A 20,315-nucleotide genomic window follows, 5' to 3' on the forward strand; every position below is an offset into this window, starting at 1 on the left:
GAGACCCTGATGAATTACAACTGGGACTGGGGCGTATTCTTCAAGTCCACCGGCGTCGGCAGCGAGACCTATCTGGACTGGTTCATCTCCGGTCTGGGCTGGACCATCGCCATTGCTGTCATTGCCTGGATCATTGCCCTGATACTGGGTTCGGTGCTGGGCGTCATGCGCACCGTGCCAAATCGTCTGGTGTCGGGCATCGCCACGGTATACGTGGAAATCTTCCGTAACGTGCCACTGCTGGTGCAGCTGTTCATCTGGTACTTCCTGGTGCCCGACCTGCTGCCGGAAAACCTGCAGGAGTGGTACAAGCAAGACCTGAACCCGACCACTTCCGCGTTCCTCAGCGTAGTGGTCTGCCTTGGCCTGTTCACCGCTGCACGGGTCTGCGAACAGGTGCGTACCGGCATTGAAGCACTGCCCAAGGGCCAGGAATCGGCCGCACGTGCCATGGGCTTCAAGCTGCCACAGATCTACTGGAACGTGCTGTTGCCGCAGGCTTACCGGATCATCATTCCGCCGCTCACCTCCGAATTCCTGAACGTGTTCAAGAACTCGTCGGTCGCGTCGCTGATCGGCCTGATGGAGCTGCTCGCACAGACCAAACAAACCGCCGAGTTCTCCGCCAACCTGTTCGAGGCCTTCACCCTCGCGACGCTCATCTACTTCACGCTGAACATGAGCCTGATGCTGCTGATGCGTGCGATCGAGAAGAAAGTCGCCGTACCGGGACTCATCTCACTGGGGGGCAAATAAATGGACTTCACTGGAATCGTTCCGGCCATTCCCGGCCTGTGGAACGGCATGGTCATGACCCTCAAGCTGATGGCGATGGGTGTTGTCGGCGGCCTGGTACTTGGCACACTGCTGGCATTGATGCGCCTGTCATCGAACAAGCTGCTGGCCAATGTGGCCGGTGCCTACGTGAACTACTTTCGTTCGATCCCGCTGCTGCTGGTGATCACCTGGTTCTATCTGGCCGTGCCGTTCGTGCTGCGCTGGATTACCGGTGAAGACACGCCCATCGGTGCGTTCGCCTCCTGCGTCGTGGCCTTCATGATGTTCGAAGCCGCGTACTTCTGCGAAATCGTCCGTGCCGGCGTGCAGTCGATCTCCAAGGGACAAATGGGCGCTGCTCAGGCGCTGGGCATGAACTACTCGCAGATGATGCGACTGATCATCCTGCCCCAGGCGTTTCGCAAGATGACCCCGCTGCTGCTGCAACAGAGCATCATTCTGTTTCAGGACACCTCTCTGGTGTACACCGTCGGCCTCGTCGATTTTCTCAACGCATCGCGCGCCAGTGGCGACATCATCGGGCGCGCCAACGAGTTCCTGATCATTGCCGGTCTGGTGTATTTCACGATCAGCTTTGCCGCCTCGCTGCTGGTGAAGCGTCTGCAAAAAAGGTTTGCCGTATGATTTCCATCAAAAACGTCAACAAGTGGTATGGGGACTTCCAGGTACTGACCGATTGCAGCACCGAGGTCAGCAAGGGCGAAGTAGTTGTAGTGTGCGGCCCGTCCGGCTCCGGCAAATCGACCCTGATCAAATGCGTGAACGCACTGGAACCGTTTCAGAAAGGCGATATCGTTGTCGACGGCACATCAATCTCCGATTCGAAGACCAACCTGCCCAAGCTGCGCTCGCGGGTCGGCATGGTGTTTCAGCACTTCGAACTGTTCCCGCACCTGAGCATTGTCGAAAACCTGACCATCGCGCAGATCAAGGTGCTGGGCCGCAGCAAGGCCGAAGCCACCGAGAAGGGTCTGAAACTGCTGGACCGCGTCGGTCTTTCCGAGCATGCGCACAAGCATCCCGGGCAGCTTTCCGGTGGGCAGCAACAGCGTGTCGCCATCGCGCGCGCACTGGCGATGGACCCGGTGGTCATGCTGTTCGATGAACCCACGTCCGCGCTCGACCCGGAAATGGTCAATGAAGTGCTGGATGTGATGGTGCAACTGGCCCACGAAGGCATGACCATGATGTGCGTGACCCACGAAATGGGTTTCGCCCGCAAAGTCGCCAACCGGGTGATTTTCATGGACAAGGGACAGATCGTCGAAGATTGCGCCAAGGAAGAGTTTTTCGGTGACGTCAGCGCACGCTCGGAACGCGCCCAGCAATTCCTCGCCAAGATCCTTCAGCACTAGGCAATAGCTTGACGGCTGTCCGCCTATCAGCGGGCAGCTGTTCGGTCCAGGACGACTGTGATGAAATGCGACCCCACTCTTTATCGCGCCGCGCCGCCATCACTCGCCGTGAAACCCCGTCTGATCCGTCAACTGTTTCTGCCACCACTGATCCTCATGCTGATGATCGGGCTGGGCTATATCGCCTATCTGGTCAGTGAACACAGCGCCATCAAGGGCCTGCGCGAAACCGGCGAACGCCAGCTCGAGCTGCACGCCCGCACGGTCGAGAGTGAAATCAGCAAATACACCTACCTGCCCAGCGTGCTGGAGCTGGAATCCAGTGTGTCGCAGTTGCTGAACGAACCGGGACCGGAGCTTCAGCAGCAGGTCAACCGCTACCTCGAAGGGCTGAATCGACGCAGCCGCAGCCGTGCCATTTACGTGATGGACACCACCGGACGCGTGCTGGCCACCAGCAACTGGCGCGACTCCGACAGCTATCAGGGTGAAGACCTGTCTTTCCGTGCCTACTTTCAGGACGCCGTGCGCGGCCTGCCCGGGCGCTTTTACGGCATCGGCACTACCACCGGTGAGTCGGGCTATTACCTGGCCCATGGGCTGGAAGACAAAGGCCGCATCATCGGCGTTGCGGTGATCAAGGTACGCCTCGAAGCACTTGAAGAACGCTGGCAGCGGGCACGGCTGGAGGCATTTGTCAGCGACGAGAACGGCATCATCATCCTCTCCAGCGACCCTGCCCGGCGTCTGAAATCAGTGCGCCCGCTCACGGCTGAGGTCAAGGAGCGTCTGGCTCGCAGCCTGCAATATTACTGGTGGCCGCTCAACGAACTGGTGCCACTGGAACGGGAAACCTTGTCTGAAGGCGTCGAAACACTGGTTTTCCCCGCCAACATCAGTGTCGACCGCGAACACAAAAAGGTCAGCTATCTGGCCCAGAGCCGCCCGCTGAGTGACACCGCCTGGCACCTGACACTGCTTACCCCGCTGGAGGATCTGCGCCGTGAAGCGGCCAATCAGGGCATGCTGGTCGCCGTGGCCTGCGCGCTGGTGACCTTTCTGCTAATTGCCTGGAACGAGCGGCGCAAGGTGATCTCGACCCGGCTTGCTGCCAGGGAAGCGCTGCAGGCGGCCAACAACGAGCTGGAACGCAAGATCACCGAACGCACCGAACACCTGCGCGCCAGCAACGAACGCCTGAAGGCGCAGATTCGTGAACGAAGGCAGGCTGAAGACACCTTGCGCAAGGCGCAGGATGAGCTGGTACAGGCCGGAAAGCTGGCAGCCATCGGCCAGATGTCGACCAGCATCGCGCATGAGCTGAACCAGCCTCTGGCCGCACTGCGCACCTTGTCCGGCAACACTGTGCGCTTTCTGGAACGAGGCGCGCTGGACACCGCGAGTACCAACCTGCGTACCATCAATGATCTGGTCGACCGCATGGGCCGCATCACCGCCAGCCTGCGCGCATTCGCCAGACGCGGCGACGATCAGGGCCAGGCGCAACTGAGCAAGGCTGTCGATGCGGCGGCGCAGTTGCTGGGCGTGCGTCTGGAGCAGTCCGGCCTGATAGTGCATCGAGACTTCGTCGACGCCACTCTGACCATCGACCAGACCCGCCTGGAACAGATTCTGGTCAACCTGATCGGCAACGCACTGGACGCCATGTTCGACCTGCCGCAACCGGAGTTATGGCTCACCGGATCGGTTGTCGACGGCCGATACCGTCTGCGGGTACGTGATAACGGGCACGGCGTCGATGCCGAGGCGCGCAAGCATCTGTTTGAACCTTTCTTCACCACCAAACCGGGCGAACAAGGCCTGGGGCTGGGCCTGACGCTGTCGGCGAGCCTTGCCGCCGCAGCCGGAGGCAGCCTGAGCGCAGAGCATCCGCAGGACGGCGGTACGACGTTTGTCCTGAGCCTGCCGTTTATCCCCGATGCCCGCCACCCGGACAGCCCGACATGAGACGACACCCATGAGCATAAACAGCGACCTGACTGTCCTGATCGTCGAAGACGATCCGCATGTATTGCTCGGCTGTCAGCAGGCCCTCGCGCTGGAAGACATTGCCAGCGAGGGCGTTTCCAGCGCCGAAGAGGCCTTGAAGCGCATTGATGACAACTTCGCCGGTATCGTCATCAGCGATATTCGCCTGCCGGGTATCGACGGACTAGAGTTGCTGAGCCGTCTCAAGGCACGTGACAGCAGCCTGCCGGTGGTGCTGATCACTGGCCATGGCGACATCACCATGGCCGTCAACGCAATGCGCGATGGCGCCTACGACTTCATGGAGAAACCCTTTTCTCCAGAGCGTCTGGTGGACGTCACCCGGCGCGCACTGGAGCAACGCGGGCTGGCCCGTGAAGTGTGGGCGTTGCGCAAGCAGCTGGCCGAGCGCGATTCGCTGGAAGGCCGGATCATCGGCCGCTCCCCGGCCATGCAAAACCTGCGTGCGTTGATTGCCAACGTCGCCGACACCTCGGCCAACGTATTGATAGAAGGCGAAACCGGCACGGGCAAGGAGCTGGTCGCGCGCTGCCTGCACGATTTCAGTCGGCGCAAGGACAGCCAGTTCGTGGCGCTCAACTGTGGCGGGCTGGCGGAAAGCCTGTTCGAGTCGGAAATATTCGGCCATGAAGCCAACGCCTTTACCGGCGCGGGCAAGCGGCGCATCGGCAAGATCGAACACGCGCACAATGGCACGCTGTTTCTCGATGAAGTGGAAAGCATGCCGGTCAATCTGCAGATCAAGCTGTTGCGCGTCCTGCAGGAGCGAACCCTCGAACGGCTGGGTTCCAACCAGAGCGTCGCCGTGGATTGTCGGGTCATTGCGGCGACCAAGTCCGACTTGAATGCCTTGGGCAAGACCAATCAGTTTCGCAGCGACCTGTATTACCGCCTGAACGTCGTCACGCTTGAACTGCCACCCCTGCGTGAACGCCGCGAAGACATTCTGCAGCTGTTCGAACACTTCCTGCAGTTGTCGTCGTTACGCTTCGACCGCGAACCGCCTGCGCTGGATCAACAGACCAGCTCGAACCTGATGAGCCACGACTGGCCGGGCAATGTACGCGAACTGCGCAATGTGGCTGAACGCTTTGCCCTGGGTCTGCCAGCGTTCAAGCAGTCGGGCACGGTCAGTGAAAACCAGAGTCTGGGGTTTGCCGAAGCGGTCGAAGCCTTCGAACGCTCATTGCTCGGCGACGCCTTGCAACGCAGCGGCGGCAACCTCAGCCAGGCCAGTCAGGAACTGGGCATGGCCAAGACCACACTGTTTGACAAGGTCAAGAAATACGGGCTTTGAGCACCGCGCCCGATCTTGAGCGTGCGGTGTAGCGCAGATCTGTGACGCAGAGCGTCACCCACTGCATTCCCACGCTGGAGCGTGAGGAACGATAGGCGTCTAAAGGCCCCTACGCAGGAGCATGCAGAACGATAGGCGTCCGCACGCCCCTAAGCAGGAGCGCGAGGAACGATAGGCGTCCGCAAGACACCTATCGTGCCCATGCTCCGCGTGGGCATGCCTTTCCGGACGCTCTGCGTCCTATCCTGCACAGGCAGTGCGTTACTGCGATTCAGCGACAATCTGGCGGATTGCGCTGACGAATACCTCGACCGGCTGACCGCCCGAGACGGCGTACTGGTCGTTGAAGACCATGGTCGGCACGGACGTGATACCGCGAGACGTCCAGAGCTGCTCGGCCTCGCGAACCTCGGTGGTGTACTCGTCACTTTCCAGGATGGCCTGAGCACGCAGACGGTCCAGGCCGACCTTCTGCGCCACATCGGCCAGAGTCTGGTGACTGGACGGGTCTTTCAGGTCGCTGAAATACGCCTCGAAAAGCGCCTGCTTCAACGCGTGCTGCTTGCCTTCCTGTTCGGCCCAGTGCAGCAGGCGATGGGCATCGAACGTGTTGTAGATCCGTCGCTCGCCGCTGGCAAAGGTGAAGCCGAGTTCAGCACCGCGTTCACGAATGGTTTCGTGAATACCTTCGATCTGTTCCGGCGTGGAGCCGTACTTTTCGGCGATGTGCTCTTTGATGTCCTGCCCTTCGGCAGGCATGTTCGGGTTCAGCTCGAAAGGCTGGAAGTGAATGTGCGCTTGCACCTCATCCCCAAGTGCCTCCAGCGCCTGATCCAGCGCGCGCAGACCAATGACGCACCAGGGGCAGGAAACATCAGAGATGAAGTCGATCTTCAGTGCAGTTGTCATGTCGGCCCTTTTCGGTACAGAGTGTGTAAAAACGTCACGAGCGAAGGCAAGACAAGGCAAAAACAGGCGAAAAAGCGGAGTCTAGGTGTTCTAAATGAGCATTTTTCGCCTGTTTTTAACGCAGTATTGCCAAGCGTAGTAGTTTTTACACAGTTTGGAAGCAAAGGTCACACGATACACCTCTGCCCATGCCTGACAACCACGCCGGCTTACAACTGAGCCAGGTTGCGACCGTCCTCATGCTGGGCTTTCAGGTAGGGCAACACTGCACCGAGCAACGGCGCCTTGAAGGCTTCCTGAAAACGATGCGCCAACCCCGGAATCAGGCGCAGCTGGCTGCCCTGAATGTGCGCGGCCACATGTACACCGTGCATGACCGGCAACAGCGGGTCAGCCGTGCCATGAACCACCAGTACCGGCAGACGCAGACGGTTCAGCAGTTCCACGCGGCTGGGCTCGGCCAGAATCGCCATGATCTGGCGTTTCACACCTTCGGGATTGAACGCCCGGTCATAGGAAACAGCCGCCTGATGCAGCAATTGCTGGCGATCGTCCTTGACCTGCGGGCTGCCCAGCGCCGCAAGCAAATCGGCCTGCTGCTCGATCGCCACTTCCCGATTGGGCGCGCCGCGACGCGCCAACAGTTGCATGAGCGCGGTACTGGGCATAGGCAAACCCTGCGCACCGGAACTGGTCATGATCAGCGTCAGGCTTTCGACCCGCGACGGCGCCAGATCAGCCAGGTGCTGGGCAATCATGCCGCCCATGCTCGCGCCCAACACGTGAAACTGGCGAATCTGCAATGCATCCATCAAACCCAGCGCATCGTCGGCCATATCAGTCAACGAATAAGGTGCCGAGACAGGCAGGCCAAGTTTGTAACGCAGCACTTCGAACGTCAGATTGGCATCCGCTGGCTGTTGCACCCACGACGACAGACCCACATCGCGATTGTCATAGCGAATGACCCGATAGCCCTGCTGACACAACGCAACCACGACCTCGTCCGGCCAGTGAATCAACTGCCCACCCAGCCCCATCACCAACAGCAAGGCAGGGTCGGACTCGCTACCAATACTCTGGTAGGCGATCCGCACTTCCTTGAGGTCAGCCATCTGTACAGGAACATCGGTATCACAACGATCGGCCGCAAAAGACGGCAAGCCGCACAGAAGCGCGGCCAGAAAAATTAAAACCCGCATGAAAAACACCAAAAAACAGAACCCCAGTAGGCCGCGAGTCTGATGATGTTTTTCCAAGCGCGCTGCCACACTTGCGTGACAGTTTGATGAATGGCGCTGAGCGGTCGTTAATCGGGGGGTGAGTTACGCAGCGACCTGATCCGCCACCATCAGGTTTTCCCCAAAACGGGCGCGCGCTTCGAGCAACGATTCCTGATGCCAGTTCGAATGCGTATCGCACTCGCCCAGGGACAGAACCTTGTAAACCGGGAGACGATCAAACACCGGAGCCAGCAGCTCCGGTTCGGTCACGCTGTCCAGGTGCAACCCTGCAACTGGCAGCAGGGCCGCGACACCCAGGTTGGGCCGCAGGTCACCGTGATAGAGGCCGATAAGCTTCTTCAACGGCGAATATTGAAGAATGTGATAGGCACGCTCGAAGGCGTTGCTCCATGCCAGCGGCAGATCAAGCGCGAGGATCGGTTCGTCGATCTGAATCCACTCGACACCGCGCGCGGCCAGCCGCCCGAAAATCTCGCCATACACCGGCAGCAGATGCTCCAGCAGGTCGAGGCGATCTACCTCGTCACCCTGAACGTCACTTAGCCAGAGCAGTGTCAGCGGACCTATCAACGCAGGTTTGCGGCCTTGCTCGCAGGCTTCAGAGACGCTCGCCAGCAGCGGCGCCCAATCGGGCTGAAAACGCTGGCCGCGTTCCAGGTGTGGCACCTGCTGCGGGTAACGCGCCATCAACCAGGTGCGCAATTCGGCGCCAGTGGTCGCAACACCCTGATCCTGTTTCCAGAAAGCCTGCAGAGCGTGCTGCAATTCACGGTCCGCGCCAATGTGAAAATAGTCAGGGTGTTGAGTCAGGGCCACGATGCGTCCTCCATAAAAGATGGGGCTATTGTCGACAGCTGACACAACATGAGACAAACTCATTTTTTTCGTGTTGATCACAAATACTGCTCATGGAGCACTGACCGTGCTTGAAATACGCCACCTCAAAACCCTTCATGCCCTGCGCGAGGCTGACAGCCTTGTGGAGGCAGCCGAGCGCCTGCATTTGACGCAGTCGGCGCTGTCTCATCAGTTCAAGGAGCTGGAAGAGCGCATGGGCATGCCGCTGTTTGTGCGCAAGACCAAACCGGTGCGCTTTACCAGCGCCGGTTTGCGCCTGCTGCAACTGGCCGACTCCATGCTGCCGCAACTGCGCAGTGCCGAGCGCGACATCGCCCGACTGGCGGGTGGTACGGCGGGACGGCTGCACATGGCAATCGAGTGCCACAGCTGTTTTCAGTGGCTGATGCCGACCATCGACCAGTTCCGCGATGCCTGGCCCGAGGTCGAACTGGACCTGTCTTCCGGTTTCTCGTTCGCGCCCTTGCCTGCCCTGGCGCGTGGCGATCTGGACCTGGTGGTGACCTCCGACCCGCTGGAATTGCCGGGCATCACCTACGTGCCGCTGTTCACCTATGAAGCGATGCTGGCGGTGGCCAATCAACATGCATTGGCAACCAGGCCCTACATCGTCCCGGAAGACTTGCTGACTGAAACGCTGATCACTTACCCGGTGGAACGCGACCGGCTGGATATCTTCACGCGCTTCCTGGAACCCGCCGACATCGAACCGGCACAGGTACGAACATCGGAACTGACGGTGATGATGATGCAACTGGTGGCCAGCGGGCGCGGGGTCTGCGGCATGCCGCACTGGGCGCTGCATGAATACAGCTCACGCGGCTATGTAAAGGCCAAGCGCCTGGGCGAGAAAGGACTGTTCGCGACGCTCTACGCCGGTATCCGCGCCGACATGCTCGACGCACCGTACATGCGTGACTTCCTGCTGACCGCCAAGGACACTTCGTTTTCGACGCTGGACGGAGTGAGTGTGGTTCGCTGACATCTGGTTCGCTGAAATAGGGTTCGCTGACAGTGCCGTCCTGCACCGCGATACAGGACGACTGCGCCGTTCAGCTGCGTGCTGCCTGCCGCTTCAGATACAGCGGCAGGATCAGATCGCGGGTCAACGGCGCCAGTTGCAACCCCGCATGACTGTGCGCGTCAACCCACAGCACTTCTTCGATCTCGGCGGCAGGCACTGCCTGAGCGTCGGTCCTTACCTCATACAACTGACAGTTGACCTCGAAACCGGGCTCGTTGGCGGCGGGTGCCGTGAACTCACCGAGAAACACTGCCTGCGCCGGATCGACGATCAGCCCGAGCTCTTCTTCGAGTTCTCTGGCCAGCGCCTGCGGTGCCGGTTCTCCGGGCTCGATCTTGCCCCCCGGCTGCATGAAGGCCTGGGTACCGCGCTTGCGCACCAGCAGGGTCCGGCCGTCTGCGCCGATCAGCAGCGCCGCCGCGATGCGGATGATCTTCATGCGAAGATCTCCGTTTTCAGCAGCCGCGCCTGATCAGCCCGTTCCAGCGCCAGAACGATCAGGCGATGGATCAGTTCGGCATACGACAGACCGCTGGCCTGCCAGAGTTTGGGGTACATGCTGATCGAGGTGAAACCCGGCAGCGTGTTGACTTCGTTGATGATGATGTCGCGCCCTTCGGTGACGAAGAAATCGACCCGCGAAAGCCCCGCGCAGCCCAGCACCTTGTACGCTTGCAACGCGACGCCACGCACCTGATCACTCAGATCGGCCGGCAGCTCGGCGGGAATGGCGATGCGTGCTTGATCGCCATTCAGGTACTTGGTGTCGTAGGCATAGAATTCATCGTTGGCAATCACTTCGCCACAGACACTGACCTGCGCGTCGGAGTTGCCCAGTACGGCGCACTCCACTTCACGGCCGACAATGCCCTGCTCGATCAGCAGCTTGTGATCGAACTCGAAACCCAGCGCCAGTGCCGCCGCGAAACCAGCCTCGTCGGACACCTTGCTCACGCCCACCGATGAACCCTGGTTGGCCGGCTTGACGAACATCGGCAGCCCCAATTGGTCGGCAGCCTCCGTGAAAGAAAGGCTCTCTCCACGCGACAGGACCCTGAACGGCGCGACGGCAATGCCCGCATCGCGCAGCAGACGCTTGGTCACGTCCTTGTCCATACAGGCCGCAGAGGACAGCACATCGGCGCCGACAAAGGGCACGGCAAGCATGCGCAGCACACCCTGCAACGCACCGTCTTCACCAAAAGCGCCGTGGATCAGCGGGAATACTACATCGATGGCTGCCAGAGGCTGGCCTGACTCGACGTCAACGAACTGCCCACCGATGCTGCCCGGCAGCAAGGACAATGGCTTGCCTGATGCGCTCAGTTTGATCCGTGCAGGATCAGTGGCATTGAGCAGGTAATCGGCTTCGTCGAAATGCAGCCAGCGGCCCAGCTTGTCGACGCCGATCAGGGTCAGCGCATAGCGTTCACGATCAATCGCATTGATCACGTTGCGTGCCGACTGCAACGAAACCTCATGCTCGCTGGATTGCCCACCGAAAACGATGGCGACTGACTTTTTCAAAGCGGTTACTCCTGTTTTTCAGGCCGCGAAGATAAAAGCAATGTCGGCTGTTAGTCCAGTAGATGATTGGCCGCAGGCCTGAAATTCAGACAAAAAAATCCCGGTCGTGGGCAATCCATGCGAAATGCCCACGACCGGGAGGTCAGACCGCTCATTGAGCGGCTGCGGTTTCTTTCTTGCCAGCGGAGCCAAAGGCGGCGAAACGCTTGTTGAAACCCGCGATCCGGCCTTCGGTGGTGGTTTTGCGCTGCTGCCCGGTGTACATCGGGTGCGAAGCACTGGAAACATCGAGCGCAACATAAGGATAGGCAGTGCCGTCGGTGTGCTGTTGCGTGCGGTCTGTGTCTACAGTGGAGCCGATCAGAAAGTAAGCATCGGCAGCAGTGTCGTGGAACAGCACGGTGCGGTATTGAGGATGGATATCGGGTTTCATCGTGATCTCTCCGGTGAGTTGACTGGAATAGTTATACAGTAACGTAAAGGGAGATGAGAATGACTGCTGTTGATTGCCATCATTGGTGAGGTTGATCGAACACGCACACGGCGCCGCTGTCGGCGTGAAGCCACCGGAACGCCTGAGCCGGAGACATTCTGTAATAGCGCGCCTTTGCAATTGCCCTCGATTAGCGGCACCCTGCCGCGCCGCCGAATGTCACTGGTCGCTGGCCTGGAACCTGAGCCTCTGTGGCCTATCTTTACTCATTAGCACTTTCAAGAGTCCACCGTTATGACTAACGGACGCGATCATCGAATCGACTTCTTTCGCGGCCTGGCGCTGATCTTCATATTCTGGGATCACGTGCCGGACAATCCCCTGGCGCAACTGACCATACGCAACTTCGGCTTCAGCGACGCAGCGGAAATCTTCGTTTTCCTCGCCGGTTACGCCTCGATCCTGGCCTACGGGCGGATCGCCCGACGTGACGGCATGCTGGTGGCTGGCGTGCGGATCCTGCGCCGGACCTGGGTGCTGTATGTGGTGCACATCTTTCTGCTGACCCTGCTGATGGGCATCGTCTTCGTCGCCAACAATCACGTCGAGACGCGCGACATGGTCCAGCAGATGGGCCTTGAATACTTCGTCGGCAACCCGCAACAGGCATTGGCCGATGAACTGCTGCTGCGCTTCAAGCCGAACCTCACCGACCCGTTGCCGTTGTATATCGTGCTGTTGCTGACCTTACCGCTGACCTTGCCAGTGATGCTGCGCAAACTCGAAGTGGCCGTCGGCCTGTCGATTGCCCTGTACCTGATGGTGCCGTTATTCGGCTGGAACCTGCGCGCCTACGAAGGCGGCGGTGTCTGGTACTTCAACCCGGTCGCCTGGCAGTTGCTGTTCGTGCTCGGCGGTGCGTGCGCGTTGCGCAGCGAAACAGCCACAACAGCTGAGCACCCTCCGTTGCGCCAACAGCCCTTGTTCATGGTGGCTGCCGTCTACGTGCTGGTCGCAGGCATCCTGACCTTCAGCGAAAAATGGCCCGGCCTGCACGCCGCGCTGGTCTCCAGCCTGCACCTTGAAAGCCTTTACCCAATCAGCAAGACCGACCTTGCGCCCGTCCGGTTACTGCACTTCCTGGCCCTGGTCTACGTCGTCGCCCGACTGCTGCCAACCTCAAGCACGTGGCTGGAAAACTGGCCTGCGCGCCAGACCTCCCGCATGGGGCGTTATTCACTGGAAGTCTTCTGCCTGGGCGTCCTGCTCGCGCCACTGGCAGACATGGCCAATGCACTGGCAGGCGATACATGGCCCATGCAAGTGACCACGGCGATTGTCGGCTTGGGATTGATGATGCTGATGGCGAACGGGTTGGAGTTGAATAAACGCCTGGGGACATCGCCGCACCTATTGCCAACTTGAGAACAGCGTCACGTTTGCATGCCCTCTCGGAGATTTCCTACTGGTTTGTCAGGCCAAGTTTTTCAGGAACTGGCCGCTATTCGGTATGAGGCCAAAGAGAGGGCAATGCTTTGAACATCAATGGAATTCCAAATCCGGCAAACATCCCGCAACAGATGGGGTTGGTAACCGGTGCTAAACCTGTTGATCCGACAGAAGACGTCAGCCTTCAAGAGGCCATTGCATCTGAAGTCAAAACGACAGAAAAAAATGTATTTTACGAATATCAGAAAGAGCCGTGGCTGTTGGAGTCGATCAATGAACACATCACAAACAGGCTTGACTACGTAGCTCACAAAAAGAGACTCGACGTGCTGGAGCTTGCGCTGGTAAATGTCACCTATGATAGCTTTCGAAAAGAACTGCAAGAAACCCACCCCGACATTGCACGTAAAAACTTCGGTTTCACACTGACCGAAAGTGCATCCATCAAGATAATTGACTACGATAACAGCCTGACTGAAAACGACACATCGGTTCTTACCCACGCCATCAACGGGTTCAGAGAATTCAAAGAACAACTCCAACATCACGCAAAGACCATCATGACCCTGGTAGACCACGACCATGAAACATTTGGCGGCCGATATAAACTGACTATCAGCAATTTTCAGGACGTGATCGACTATGGCAAAATCATGAACACCAGCGTACAAAAAATGCAGGACGAATGGATACAGCAAGTCCAGAGTAATGCTGAGAAACGAGATTTTTCGTATATTTCGTTGGCGGTATGAAACATCAGCCTGGCGAGATAAATGATTCGCCAGGCTGAGTTAGACGTTAACCGCGAGGAGCAACAGTTCGCAGAACGGTTTGTGTGCAGATGTGTCCCATGTAAAAAATATGAGGGGTCGCAGTCATCGGCCCCAACGAAAAATTGTGTACGGTATAGCCGGCTACCCTATAGTGGCTTCTCCACGTATTGAAACCTCTCTGGGTGTGCACAAAGTCCTGGGCCTCCAGCCCCCCATAGCAGCGTCCAAACTCGATACGCTGAGAGACGAACCCATCAGCATTGCTGGTTACAACATGCTCGATTGAGGGCTCTCCTTTGCCAAAACTCAGGTCAAGAATAGCCATACCTCCTTCCAGAGGCGCGCCCTTAGTATCGGTAAATCTCGCCTCAAAGATAGCCTCCTTATAAATCTGCGTTGCCAACCAGCCAGGGTTAGTATATCCACTTGGAATCCTTATCACTCCCGGTTCGTCGAGCAGTTCATAGTTTTTTAGAACAGGATAGGAACCCAATCTGACAGTGTATGGAAGCCTGCCACCTACCAGTGAGTTTCTTGGCGTGATCCTGATGATCACCTCAGCCCCAGGAGCCAGATCTTTAAAAACCTTGGTCTCAAGTGTCTGAGCAACCCACTTACCATTTTCGTAATACTCGGTCTTCCACTCGTTAGTGACCGGATCACCGACAGGGGTATAGAGCAATACATCTTGCCCACGATGCGAGACAAAGCCGTAGTAGTGAACGGGGTGTTTATCTGTCAACACATCGACCACCGAATGTAGTTTATCCAGCATGACGGTAAATCTTGGCTCGGAAATTTCTTGCACAGCGTCAGCCGCAACGGCTTCGTTGGTTTCATGACTTGATACACCGACCGGGTCCTCGGCACCTGTATTGGCATGAGCGCCGGAAGCCGATGCCATTATCACGAAAATGGACAACAAGCAAAAACCAACACATTTTCTTCCATAAGTATTCATAGGTAATCTCGCAGATTATGCAGAGGCAGGTTGCCACTGACAAAATTTACGCAATAGAAAGTTAAGCGCCGAGTCAACCCTCACATTAAAATCTAGGAAACCTCCTACAAAAAATAATCACCACTACAGCCTAGGAAAAACCCTACACACTTATCAGGCAAAGTTTTGCGAAGGTCTGCCGCTAGATGGTTATCATTGACACCAAAGAGCGCTTAGCATGCATATCAACCCTTTAGCTTCTGCATCACAAAATCAACAGCGCACTCTCTCGGGCTCGAGTTCCCTCACCTCACCTGCTGCTCCGCCAATCAAAATTCCTCAGGCGCGTGATAACGTGCGTGATCCGAACGCTGAGTTCTATACCACCGAGGAAACACCCTGGTTATCCGACTACAAAACGTCGGCGGCAGGACGGGTTATGCTGGACAGTATGTCTGAAGAGATATCGAACCTACTCCGAAGTACATACCTGGGTGACTTAACTAAAGATTTTGATAAGACCCTATGCCGTATGTACGACAATTTTCACGATTTCAAGCAGCAGCTTTTTTACCTTAATACGGAGCTGTCAAATAAGCACTTCGGCTTCACGCTGGGTTTTAATCAGGAAATCCAGGTGACCGACCCAGACGATGTGCTCACCCCGGCAGAGTTCGCGTACCTGACCGAGAAGCTGAACGAACGTCAACAACTGAAGGAGGATCTGCGTGCGCACGCAAAAATTGTGATGACGTTACTCGATCACTACACGGAGAAATTCGGCAACCAGCACACACTCAACCTTGAGAATTACAGCAAGGTTATCGACTACGGGCAGGTCTTCAGTCGTAATCACATTGGCAACTTCATGGACACGATCATTTACCAGATCGAGCGCAATGCGCCGAAGCGTGAAGAAGAGCGCAAACCGTTGGTTGATCTTCACGTCTGATCAAGCCAGCGCCACTGCAGTTCATGTGTGGCTGCAGTGGGATTAGTTCATGACACTCGTCCCCACTGCGCGCCTTCCGCCCTCAAAAACCACCAGACAATTCCCTCCCACAATCCCATCCAGCGTCTAAGCTTGGGTCAGGTGCTTTGACAGGATGACCGGACAATCGACTATGGGCGCATTTCGGCATTCCGATAGCAAGCAAGAGACGCTATCCGCTGATCGTGAGGATGATCCTCGTACGCCCAAATATCCTCGTCGCAAGCGATACGGATGGCGGGTGTTCTGGGTCGTGGTGGTGTTGGCAGGGGTTGCATTGGGCGTGGCAGTGGCCGTGGAGAGCAGAACCTCCAGGCTTCAGGCGCGCGAATTCAGCCGCTTTGCCGCGAGCCTGGGTTATTCGATGCAGCCTGGGCCGAGTCATGACGTGGTGTATCCCGGTGACGGACCGTTCGATAGGCGCCTGGGCTATTCATCCATGGATGAATTCCTGTCGCGCCTGCTCAAGCGCGATTATGTGATTACGCGCCAGACCCGGTTTTCCCCGGAACTGCTGCGTTACGTCCGGCATGGTTTTTTCGTGCCTTACAAGGAAAAGACCCAGGCCGGGCTGTCGATCACCGATTGCCGGAACGAGCCGCTGTACGAGTTCAGATACCCACAGCAGTTTTACCCGACCTTTGCTGCCATTCCGCCGATGCTGGTGAACAGCCTGCTGTTTATCGAAAACCGCGACCTGCTCGATCCGCAGCAGCCCATGGCCAACCCTGCGGTGGACTGGCCACGTTTTGTCAAAGCCGCCTGGTCGCAACTGGCGAAGATGTTTGCCCTCCCCGGCCAGTCGGCTGGGGGCAGCACGCTGGCCACTCAGCTGGAAAAATACCGTCACTCCCCAGACGGGCTGACGCTGTCGGGTTCTGAAAAGCTGCGGCAAATGATTTCCGCCAGCGTTCGCGCCTATCAGCCGGGGACCGAGACACTTGCCGTGCGCCAACGGGTGGTGCGTGACTATCTGAACAGCGTGCCGCTGTCTGCGGTGCCGGGGCATGGCGAGGTGCATGGTCTGGCTGAAGGACTGAGGGTATGGTTCGGCGCAGACTTCGCCAAAACCAACGAAATACTGGCGTCGAATCCGGGCAATAAACAGGCGCTGGCCGACAAGGCGCTGGCGCTGCGTGAAGTGCTCTCACTGGTGATCGCCCAGCGTCGCCCGTCGCACTATCTGGCCAAGGGACGCTCTGAACTCGCCGAGTTGACCGACAGCCACATTCGCCTGCTGGCCCAGGCCAACGTCATCGACCGACCGCTGGCCGAGGCCGCGCTGGCAGCCCAGGTCACCTACCGCGACTGGGCACAGCAACCGACCCTGCAGCCCATCGAAACCAACAAGGGCATCAGTGTCGCGCGCACTCGCCTGTCGAATCTGCTCAATCGCCCGCTTTACGACCTCGACCGTCTCGACCTGTCCGCCACCAGCACCCTACATGGCGAATTGCAGCGCAGCGTCAGCCAGTACCTGCGTGACCTGGCCAACCCTGAATTTGCCGCAAAGACCGGTTTGATGGGCGAGCGCCTGTTGACCCCGGCCAGCACAACGCAGGTGCGCTACAGCTTCACGCTGTTTGAACGCGGCGTGGATGGCTCGCGGGTCAGGGTCCAGACCGACAGCACCGATCAGCCGTTCGATATCAACGAAGGCAGCAAGCTGGAGTTGGGCTCGACCGCGAAGATGCGCGTGCTGACCACTTACCTGGAGATCATCGCCGAGCTGCATGGGCGGTATGGGAACCTGAATACCGCGCAACTGCGCAAGGTGCCTGTCGAAGAACCTGACCGTCTGACTCGCTGGGCAGTGGATTACCTGCTGATGAACAAGGACCGTGATCTGGCGAAGATGCTCTCGGCCGCACTCGACCGCACCTACTCGGCCAGCCCAGCAGAAGCGTTCTTCACCGGTGGCGGCATGCACCGTTTCAATAATTTCCGGCGCGAAGACAACGAGCGGATTCCGACCCTGCGCGAGTCGCTGCGTGAGTCGATCAACCTGCCGTTCATTCGCCTGATGCGCGATGTCGTGCGCTACAGCACCTATCAGGCGCCCAACAACAGCGCCGAGCTGCTCAAGGATGACGACAACCCGCGCCGTCAGGAATACCTGGCGCAGTTTGCCGACCGCGAAGGCACGGTATTCCTGCTGCGCTTCTGGAAACGCTACAAGGAAAAGACCACACAGGAACGGCTCGACACCTTCCTGGACGGCATTCACCCGACGGCTATTCGCCTGGCTGCGGTACACCGTTATCTGCTGCCGGGCGCTGATCAGGGCACATTCAACGCGTTCATCCGCGCCCACCTCGACGACCCCAGGGCAAGCTCGAAACTCACCGACAAACGTCTTGCCGATCTGTACCAGAGTTACGGTCCGGGCACTTATGACCTGCCCGATCAAGGCTACATCGCCCGCGTTCACCCGCTGGAGCTGTGGCTGGTGGGCTACCTGCTCAAGCACCCGGAAGCACAGTTCAAGGACGCGGTGGCCGCCAGTCGTTTCGAGCGTCAGGAAGTCTATGGCTGGCTGTTCAAGAGTCGCCACAAAGGCGCTCGCGACAGCCGGGTGCGGACCATGATGGAGGTCGAAGCGTTTCTGGACATCGAGCAACGCTGGCAGCGTGTGGGTTATCCGTTCGACCACCTGGTGCCTTCGCTGGCGACGGCTATCGGCAGTTCGGGAGACCGTCCGGCGGCGCTTGCCGAGCTGATCGGCATCATCCAGAACGATGGGATCCGCCTGCCTGCGGTGCGCATCGACAGTCTGCACTTTGCTGCCGATACGCCTTATGACACCCAGCTGAGTATCAACCCGGAGCTGGGCAAGCGTGTGTTGCCATCGGAAGTCGCAGCGGCAATGCGCGAGGCCTTGTCGCAAGTGGTGGACGGCGGCACGGCCAAACGCGTGCAAGGCACGTTCAAGATGCAGGACGGCAGTGTGCTGGCGATGGGCGGCAAGACCGGCACCGGCGACAACAGGATCGAAAGCGTCGGTGCGGGCGGGCGAATTCTCAGCTCAAGGGCGATCAACCGCACGGCGACTTTTGTGTTTTATATCGGCGACAACCACTTTGGCGCGCTGACGGCGTTCGTGCCGGGACGCGCTGCCGAGGGCTTTCGCTTCACCTCGGCGTTGCCGGTGCAGGTGCTCAAAGGCATGGCGCCGATTCTGACGCCGTACCTGGAAAACCACGGACAGGCGATGTGCAACGCCCCGCTTGCGGATCCGCCCAAGGGTGTCTGACCGGCAATGACCGCTCGTCTGCCAGCTCTGTGATTACAATAAGATATATCTTAAGGTATATCTAACTTGTAACCAGAGAGCAAAAACATGCGTGAAGATAAACACCCACCCCACCACCGTCCGCCGCATCTTCGTGAAGCAGGTGAAGATCGCGACGGTTTTGAAAAACGCCCAGGCCGCGAACGCGGTGGACGTGGCCCTCGGGTTTTCGCCCCTGGCGATCTGAAACTGCTGTTGCTGGCGTTGATCGCCGAACAGCCTGCCCACGGTTACGACCTGATCCGCAAGATCGAAGGCCTGTTCGAGGGCGCGTACTGCCCCAGCCCCGGCGTTATTTACCCCACCCTGACGTTCCTTGAAGAAAGCGAAATGGTGGTCGGCGATGCACAGGCCGGCAAGAAGCTCTACACCGTCACCGATGCGGGTCGCCAATCCCTGGAAGATCAGGCCGTAGCGCTGGAAGGTGTGCGCATGCGCATCGATGTCAGCAAGCGCTCATTGCGCGGCCATGATCGTCCGCCGGAAATCCATGAAGCGGTGCATAACCTGCGTCACGCGCTGCAGATGCACCATGGCCGCTGGAGCCCGGAAGAGATTCTGCGCGTCAGCGAACTGCTCAACAGCACGGCCAAGGCTGTCGTCGATGGGCCTCAACCTGCCTCGGAGGAGTCGGCATGAATTCGCCCCAGTCAATCCATCGCGTCATGCATGAAATCAAGCGACGCAAGCTGCAGGTGGTGAGGGTCACGGAACTGACGCCCCTGATGCGCCGCATTACCTTGCAGGGGCCGGAGCTGGCAGGCTTCATCAGCCTGGGCACCGACGACCACGTCAAACTGTTCTTCCCGCAAACGGCAGAAGAGCAGGCAGCGCTGGAAAACCTCAACCCTGCCGGCGACAAGGACACGCCGCGCCCGCCGATGCGCGATTACACGCCGCGTCGCTACGACGAAAAAACCGGGGAACTGGATATCGATTTCGTGCTGCATGGCGAAGGCCCGGCGACCACTTGGGCCGCTCAGGCAGCGCCCGGGCAATTTCTGCACATCGCAGGGCCAAAGGGTTCGATGGTGGTGCCGGACATGTTCGACAGCTATCTGCTGATCGGCGACGAAACAGCCATTCCCGCCATCGCCCGACGCCTTGAATCGCTGCCCGCCAACCGCGCTGCGCTGGTGGTGGTCGAAGTGGCCAACCCGCAGGAACAGCAGGTGTTCGACAGTGCCGCACAGGTCGACGTGATCTGGCTCGTACGCGGCGAACAGAATCTGCTGGACGTCACGCGTCGCCTGGAGATGCCCGAGGGCAAGCTGTACGCCTGGGTCGCGACTGAATCCGCGCTGTCACGCAAGCTACGTCGTGTGCTGCTCGACGAGTTCGGCCTGGAAGAGGACTTCGTCAAGGCCGCCGGTTACTGGAAGCTGGATAGCACTGAAGAATGAGCAGGACCGGGC

At 58.6% G+C, this 20,315-nt stretch carries 19 protein-coding genes; 12 read left to right on the forward strand and 7 right to left on the reverse strand.

All coding sequences use genetic code 11. The annotated features are described in order from the left end of the window. Positions 1-9 precede the first annotated feature (9 nt). From P406_RS00065 to aauR, 5 genes are read left to right on the forward strand one after another with little or no spacing between them, the layout of a single operon-like run. Positions 10-756 carry an amino acid ABC transporter permease gene (locus P406_RS00065; protein WP_003418523.1) on the forward strand — a complete coding sequence of 249 codons (747 nt, stop codon included), beginning with the start codon at positions 10-12 and terminating at the stop codon, positions 754-756. Next, positions 757-1,422 (forward strand): amino acid ABC transporter permease, encoded by a 666-nt coding sequence (locus P406_RS00070; RefSeq protein ID WP_003412937.1) that lies wholly within the window; start codon positions 757-759, stop codon positions 1,420-1,422. Beyond that, positions 1,419-2,153, forward strand: coding sequence for an amino acid ABC transporter ATP-binding protein (locus P406_RS00075; RefSeq protein WP_003412939.1), 735 nt, complete (start codon positions 1,419-1,421; stop codon positions 2,151-2,153). Before P406_RS00070 ends, P406_RS00075 begins: the two co-directional genes overlap by 4 nt. Positions 2,154-2,213: 60 nt before the next feature. Next, on the forward strand, positions 2,214-4,121 hold the full coding sequence (gene aauS, locus P406_RS00080) for a two-component sensor histidine kinase AauS (protein WP_046234965.1): 1,908 nt from the start codon (positions 2,214-2,216) through the stop codon (positions 4,119-4,121). A 10-nt stretch (positions 4,122-4,131) separates the two neighbouring features. Then, entirely contained in the window at positions 4,132-5,460 is a 1,329-nt protein-coding gene (gene aauR, locus P406_RS00085) for a two-component response regulator AauR (protein WP_046234966.1), read from the forward strand. A gap of 261 nt (positions 5,461-5,721) precedes the next feature. Here aauR and P406_RS00090 read toward each other — a convergent pair whose 3' ends face one another. The 3 genes from P406_RS00090 to P406_RS00100 form a co-directional block, all read right to left on the reverse strand. Continuing rightward, the gene (locus P406_RS00090) at positions 5,722-6,369 is read right to left on the reverse strand and encodes a DsbA family oxidoreductase (RefSeq protein ID WP_046234967.1); all 648 of its coding nucleotides are present in this window, start codon (positions 6,367-6,369) and stop codon (positions 5,722-5,724) included. Positions 6,370-6,578: 209 nt separating this feature from the next. Then, positions 6,579-7,571 carry an alpha/beta fold hydrolase gene (locus P406_RS00095; protein WP_003412945.1) on the reverse strand — a complete coding sequence of 331 codons (993 nt, stop codon included), beginning with the start codon at positions 7,569-7,571 and terminating at the stop codon, positions 6,579-6,581. A 123-nt stretch (positions 7,572-7,694) separates the two neighbouring features. Further along, complete coding sequence (locus tag P406_RS00100; RefSeq protein ID WP_046234968.1) at positions 7,695-8,429, reverse strand: 5-methyltetrahydropteroyltriglutamate--homocysteine methyltransferase; 735 nt, start codon at positions 8,427-8,429, stop codon at positions 7,695-7,697. A gap of 106 nt (positions 8,430-8,535) precedes the next feature. On the opposite strand from P406_RS00100, the gene metR reads away from it, so the two are divergent. Beyond that, complete coding sequence (metR, locus tag P406_RS00105) at positions 8,536-9,453, forward strand: transcriptional regulator MetR (RefSeq protein ID WP_003412948.1); 918 nt, start codon at positions 8,536-8,538, stop codon at positions 9,451-9,453. A 70-nt stretch (positions 9,454-9,523) separates the two neighbouring features. Here metR and P406_RS00110 read toward each other — a convergent pair whose 3' ends face one another. The 3 genes from P406_RS00110 to P406_RS00120 all read right to left on the reverse strand — a co-directional run bounded on the left by P406_RS00110 (position 9,524) and on the right by P406_RS00120 (position 11,455). Next, positions 9,524-9,934 (reverse strand): NUDIX hydrolase, encoded by a 411-nt coding sequence (locus tag P406_RS00110; protein ID WP_046234969.1) that lies wholly within the window; start codon positions 9,932-9,934, stop codon positions 9,524-9,526. Then, a complete protein-coding gene (gene ddlA, locus P406_RS00115) occupies positions 9,931-11,022 on the reverse strand; it encodes a D-alanine--D-alanine ligase (RefSeq protein WP_046234970.1) in 1,092 nt (363 codons plus the stop codon). The genes P406_RS00110 and ddlA overlap by 4 nt, the downstream gene beginning before the upstream one ends. A 151-nt stretch (positions 11,023-11,173) precedes the next feature. Further along, positions 11,174-11,455: a type B 50S ribosomal protein L31 gene (locus P406_RS00120; RefSeq protein ID WP_003418539.1), complete on the reverse strand. Its 282-nt coding sequence runs from the start codon at positions 11,453-11,455 to the stop codon at positions 11,174-11,176. A 294-nt stretch (positions 11,456-11,749) separates the two neighbouring features. Here P406_RS00120 and P406_RS00125 point away from each other — a divergent pair, with 294 nt between their 5' ends. Next, positions 11,750-12,880, forward strand: a complete 1,131-nt coding sequence (locus P406_RS00125) for an OpgC domain-containing protein (protein WP_046234971.1) — start codon at positions 11,750-11,752, stop codon at positions 12,878-12,880. 155 nt (positions 12,881-13,035) lie between these two features. Continuing rightward, on the forward strand, positions 13,036-13,656 hold the full coding sequence (locus P406_RS00130; protein WP_046234972.1) for a hypothetical protein: 621 nt from the start codon (positions 13,036-13,038) through the stop codon (positions 13,654-13,656). Between the two features lie 46 nt (positions 13,657-13,702). Here P406_RS00130 and P406_RS00135 read toward each other — a convergent pair whose 3' ends face one another. After that, the gene (locus P406_RS00135; protein WP_046234994.1) at positions 13,703-14,452 is read right to left on the reverse strand and encodes a hypothetical protein; all 750 of its coding nucleotides are present in this window, start codon (positions 14,450-14,452) and stop codon (positions 13,703-13,705) included. Between the two features lie 403 nt (positions 14,453-14,855). On the opposite strand from P406_RS00135, the gene P406_RS26925 reads away from it, so the two are divergent. The 4 genes from P406_RS26925 to P406_RS00155 all read left to right on the forward strand — a co-directional run bounded on the left by P406_RS26925 (position 14,856) and on the right by P406_RS00155 (position 20,303). Continuing rightward, complete coding sequence (locus P406_RS26925) at positions 14,856-15,569, forward strand: hypothetical protein (protein WP_080115827.1); 714 nt, start codon at positions 14,856-14,858, stop codon at positions 15,567-15,569. Between the two features lie 172 nt (positions 15,570-15,741). Then, complete coding sequence (locus P406_RS00145; protein WP_046234973.1) at positions 15,742-18,861, forward strand: transglycosylase domain-containing protein; 3,120 nt, start codon at positions 15,742-15,744, stop codon at positions 18,859-18,861. Positions 18,862-18,948: 87 nt separating this feature from the next. Beyond that, on the forward strand, positions 18,949-19,539 hold the full coding sequence (locus tag P406_RS00150) for a PadR family transcriptional regulator (protein WP_003418550.1): 591 nt from the start codon (positions 18,949-18,951) through the stop codon (positions 19,537-19,539). Beyond that, on the forward strand, positions 19,536-20,303 hold the full coding sequence (locus P406_RS00155; RefSeq protein WP_046234974.1) for a siderophore-interacting protein: 768 nt from the start codon (positions 19,536-19,538) through the stop codon (positions 20,301-20,303). The genes P406_RS00150 and P406_RS00155 overlap by 4 nt, the downstream gene beginning before the upstream one ends. Positions 20,304-20,315: the final 12 nt, after the last annotated feature.

It is taken from the genome of Pseudomonas syringae pv. coryli str. NCPPB 4273 (genome assembly GCF_000972175.1).
Classification (GTDB): Bacteria; Pseudomonadota; Gammaproteobacteria; order Pseudomonadales; family Pseudomonadaceae; genus Aquipseudomonas; species Aquipseudomonas syringae.

Bases quoted from the DNA above. Each gene is read 5' to 3' on its own strand.
- P406_RS00155 (WP_046234974.1), top strand. From the start codon at position 19,536: ATGAATTCGCCCCAGTCAATCCATCGCGTCATGCATGAAATCAAGCGA.
- P406_RS00125 (WP_046234971.1), top strand. From the start codon at position 11,750: ATGACTAACGGACGCGATCATCGAATCGACTTCTTTCGCGGCCTGGCG.
- P406_RS00090 (WP_046234967.1), bottom strand. From the start codon at position 6,369: ATGACAACTGCACTGAAGATCGACTTCATCTCTGATGTTTCCTGCCCC.
- P406_RS00135 (WP_046234994.1), bottom strand. From the start codon at position 14,452: ATGCTGGATAAACTACATTCGGTGGTCGATGTGTTGACAGATAAACAC.
- aauS (WP_046234965.1), top strand. From the start codon at position 2,214: ATGAAATGCGACCCCACTCTTTATCGCGCCGCGCCGCCATCACTCGCC.
- P406_RS00130 (WP_046234972.1), top strand. From the start codon at position 13,036: ATGGGGTTGGTAACCGGTGCTAAACCTGTTGATCCGACAGAAGACGTC.
- P406_RS00110 (WP_046234969.1), bottom strand. From the start codon at position 9,934: ATGAAGATCATCCGCATCGCGGCGGCGCTGCTGATCGGCGCAGACGGC.
- P406_RS00070 (WP_003412937.1), top strand. From the start codon at position 757: ATGGACTTCACTGGAATCGTTCCGGCCATTCCCGGCCTGTGGAACGGC.
- P406_RS00075 (WP_003412939.1), top strand. From the start codon at position 1,419: ATGATTTCCATCAAAAACGTCAACAAGTGGTATGGGGACTTCCAGGTA.
- P406_RS00145 (WP_046234973.1), top strand. From the start codon at position 15,742: ATGGGCGCATTTCGGCATTCCGATAGCAAGCAAGAGACGCTATCCGCT.
- P406_RS00065 (WP_003418523.1), top strand. From the start codon at position 10: ATGAATTACAACTGGGACTGGGGCGTATTCTTCAAGTCCACCGGCGTC.
- aauR (WP_046234966.1), top strand. From the start codon at position 4,132: ATGAGCATAAACAGCGACCTGACTGTCCTGATCGTCGAAGACGATCCG.
- P406_RS00095 (WP_003412945.1), bottom strand. From the start codon at position 7,571: ATGCGGGTTTTAATTTTTCTGGCCGCGCTTCTGTGCGGCTTGCCGTCT.
- P406_RS26925 (WP_080115827.1), top strand. From the start codon at position 14,856: ATGCATATCAACCCTTTAGCTTCTGCATCACAAAATCAACAGCGCACT.
- P406_RS00150 (WP_003418550.1), top strand. From the start codon at position 18,949: ATGCGTGAAGATAAACACCCACCCCACCACCGTCCGCCGCATCTTCGT.
- P406_RS00120 (WP_003418539.1), bottom strand. From the start codon at position 11,455: ATGAAACCCGATATCCATCCTCAATACCGCACCGTGCTGTTCCACGAC.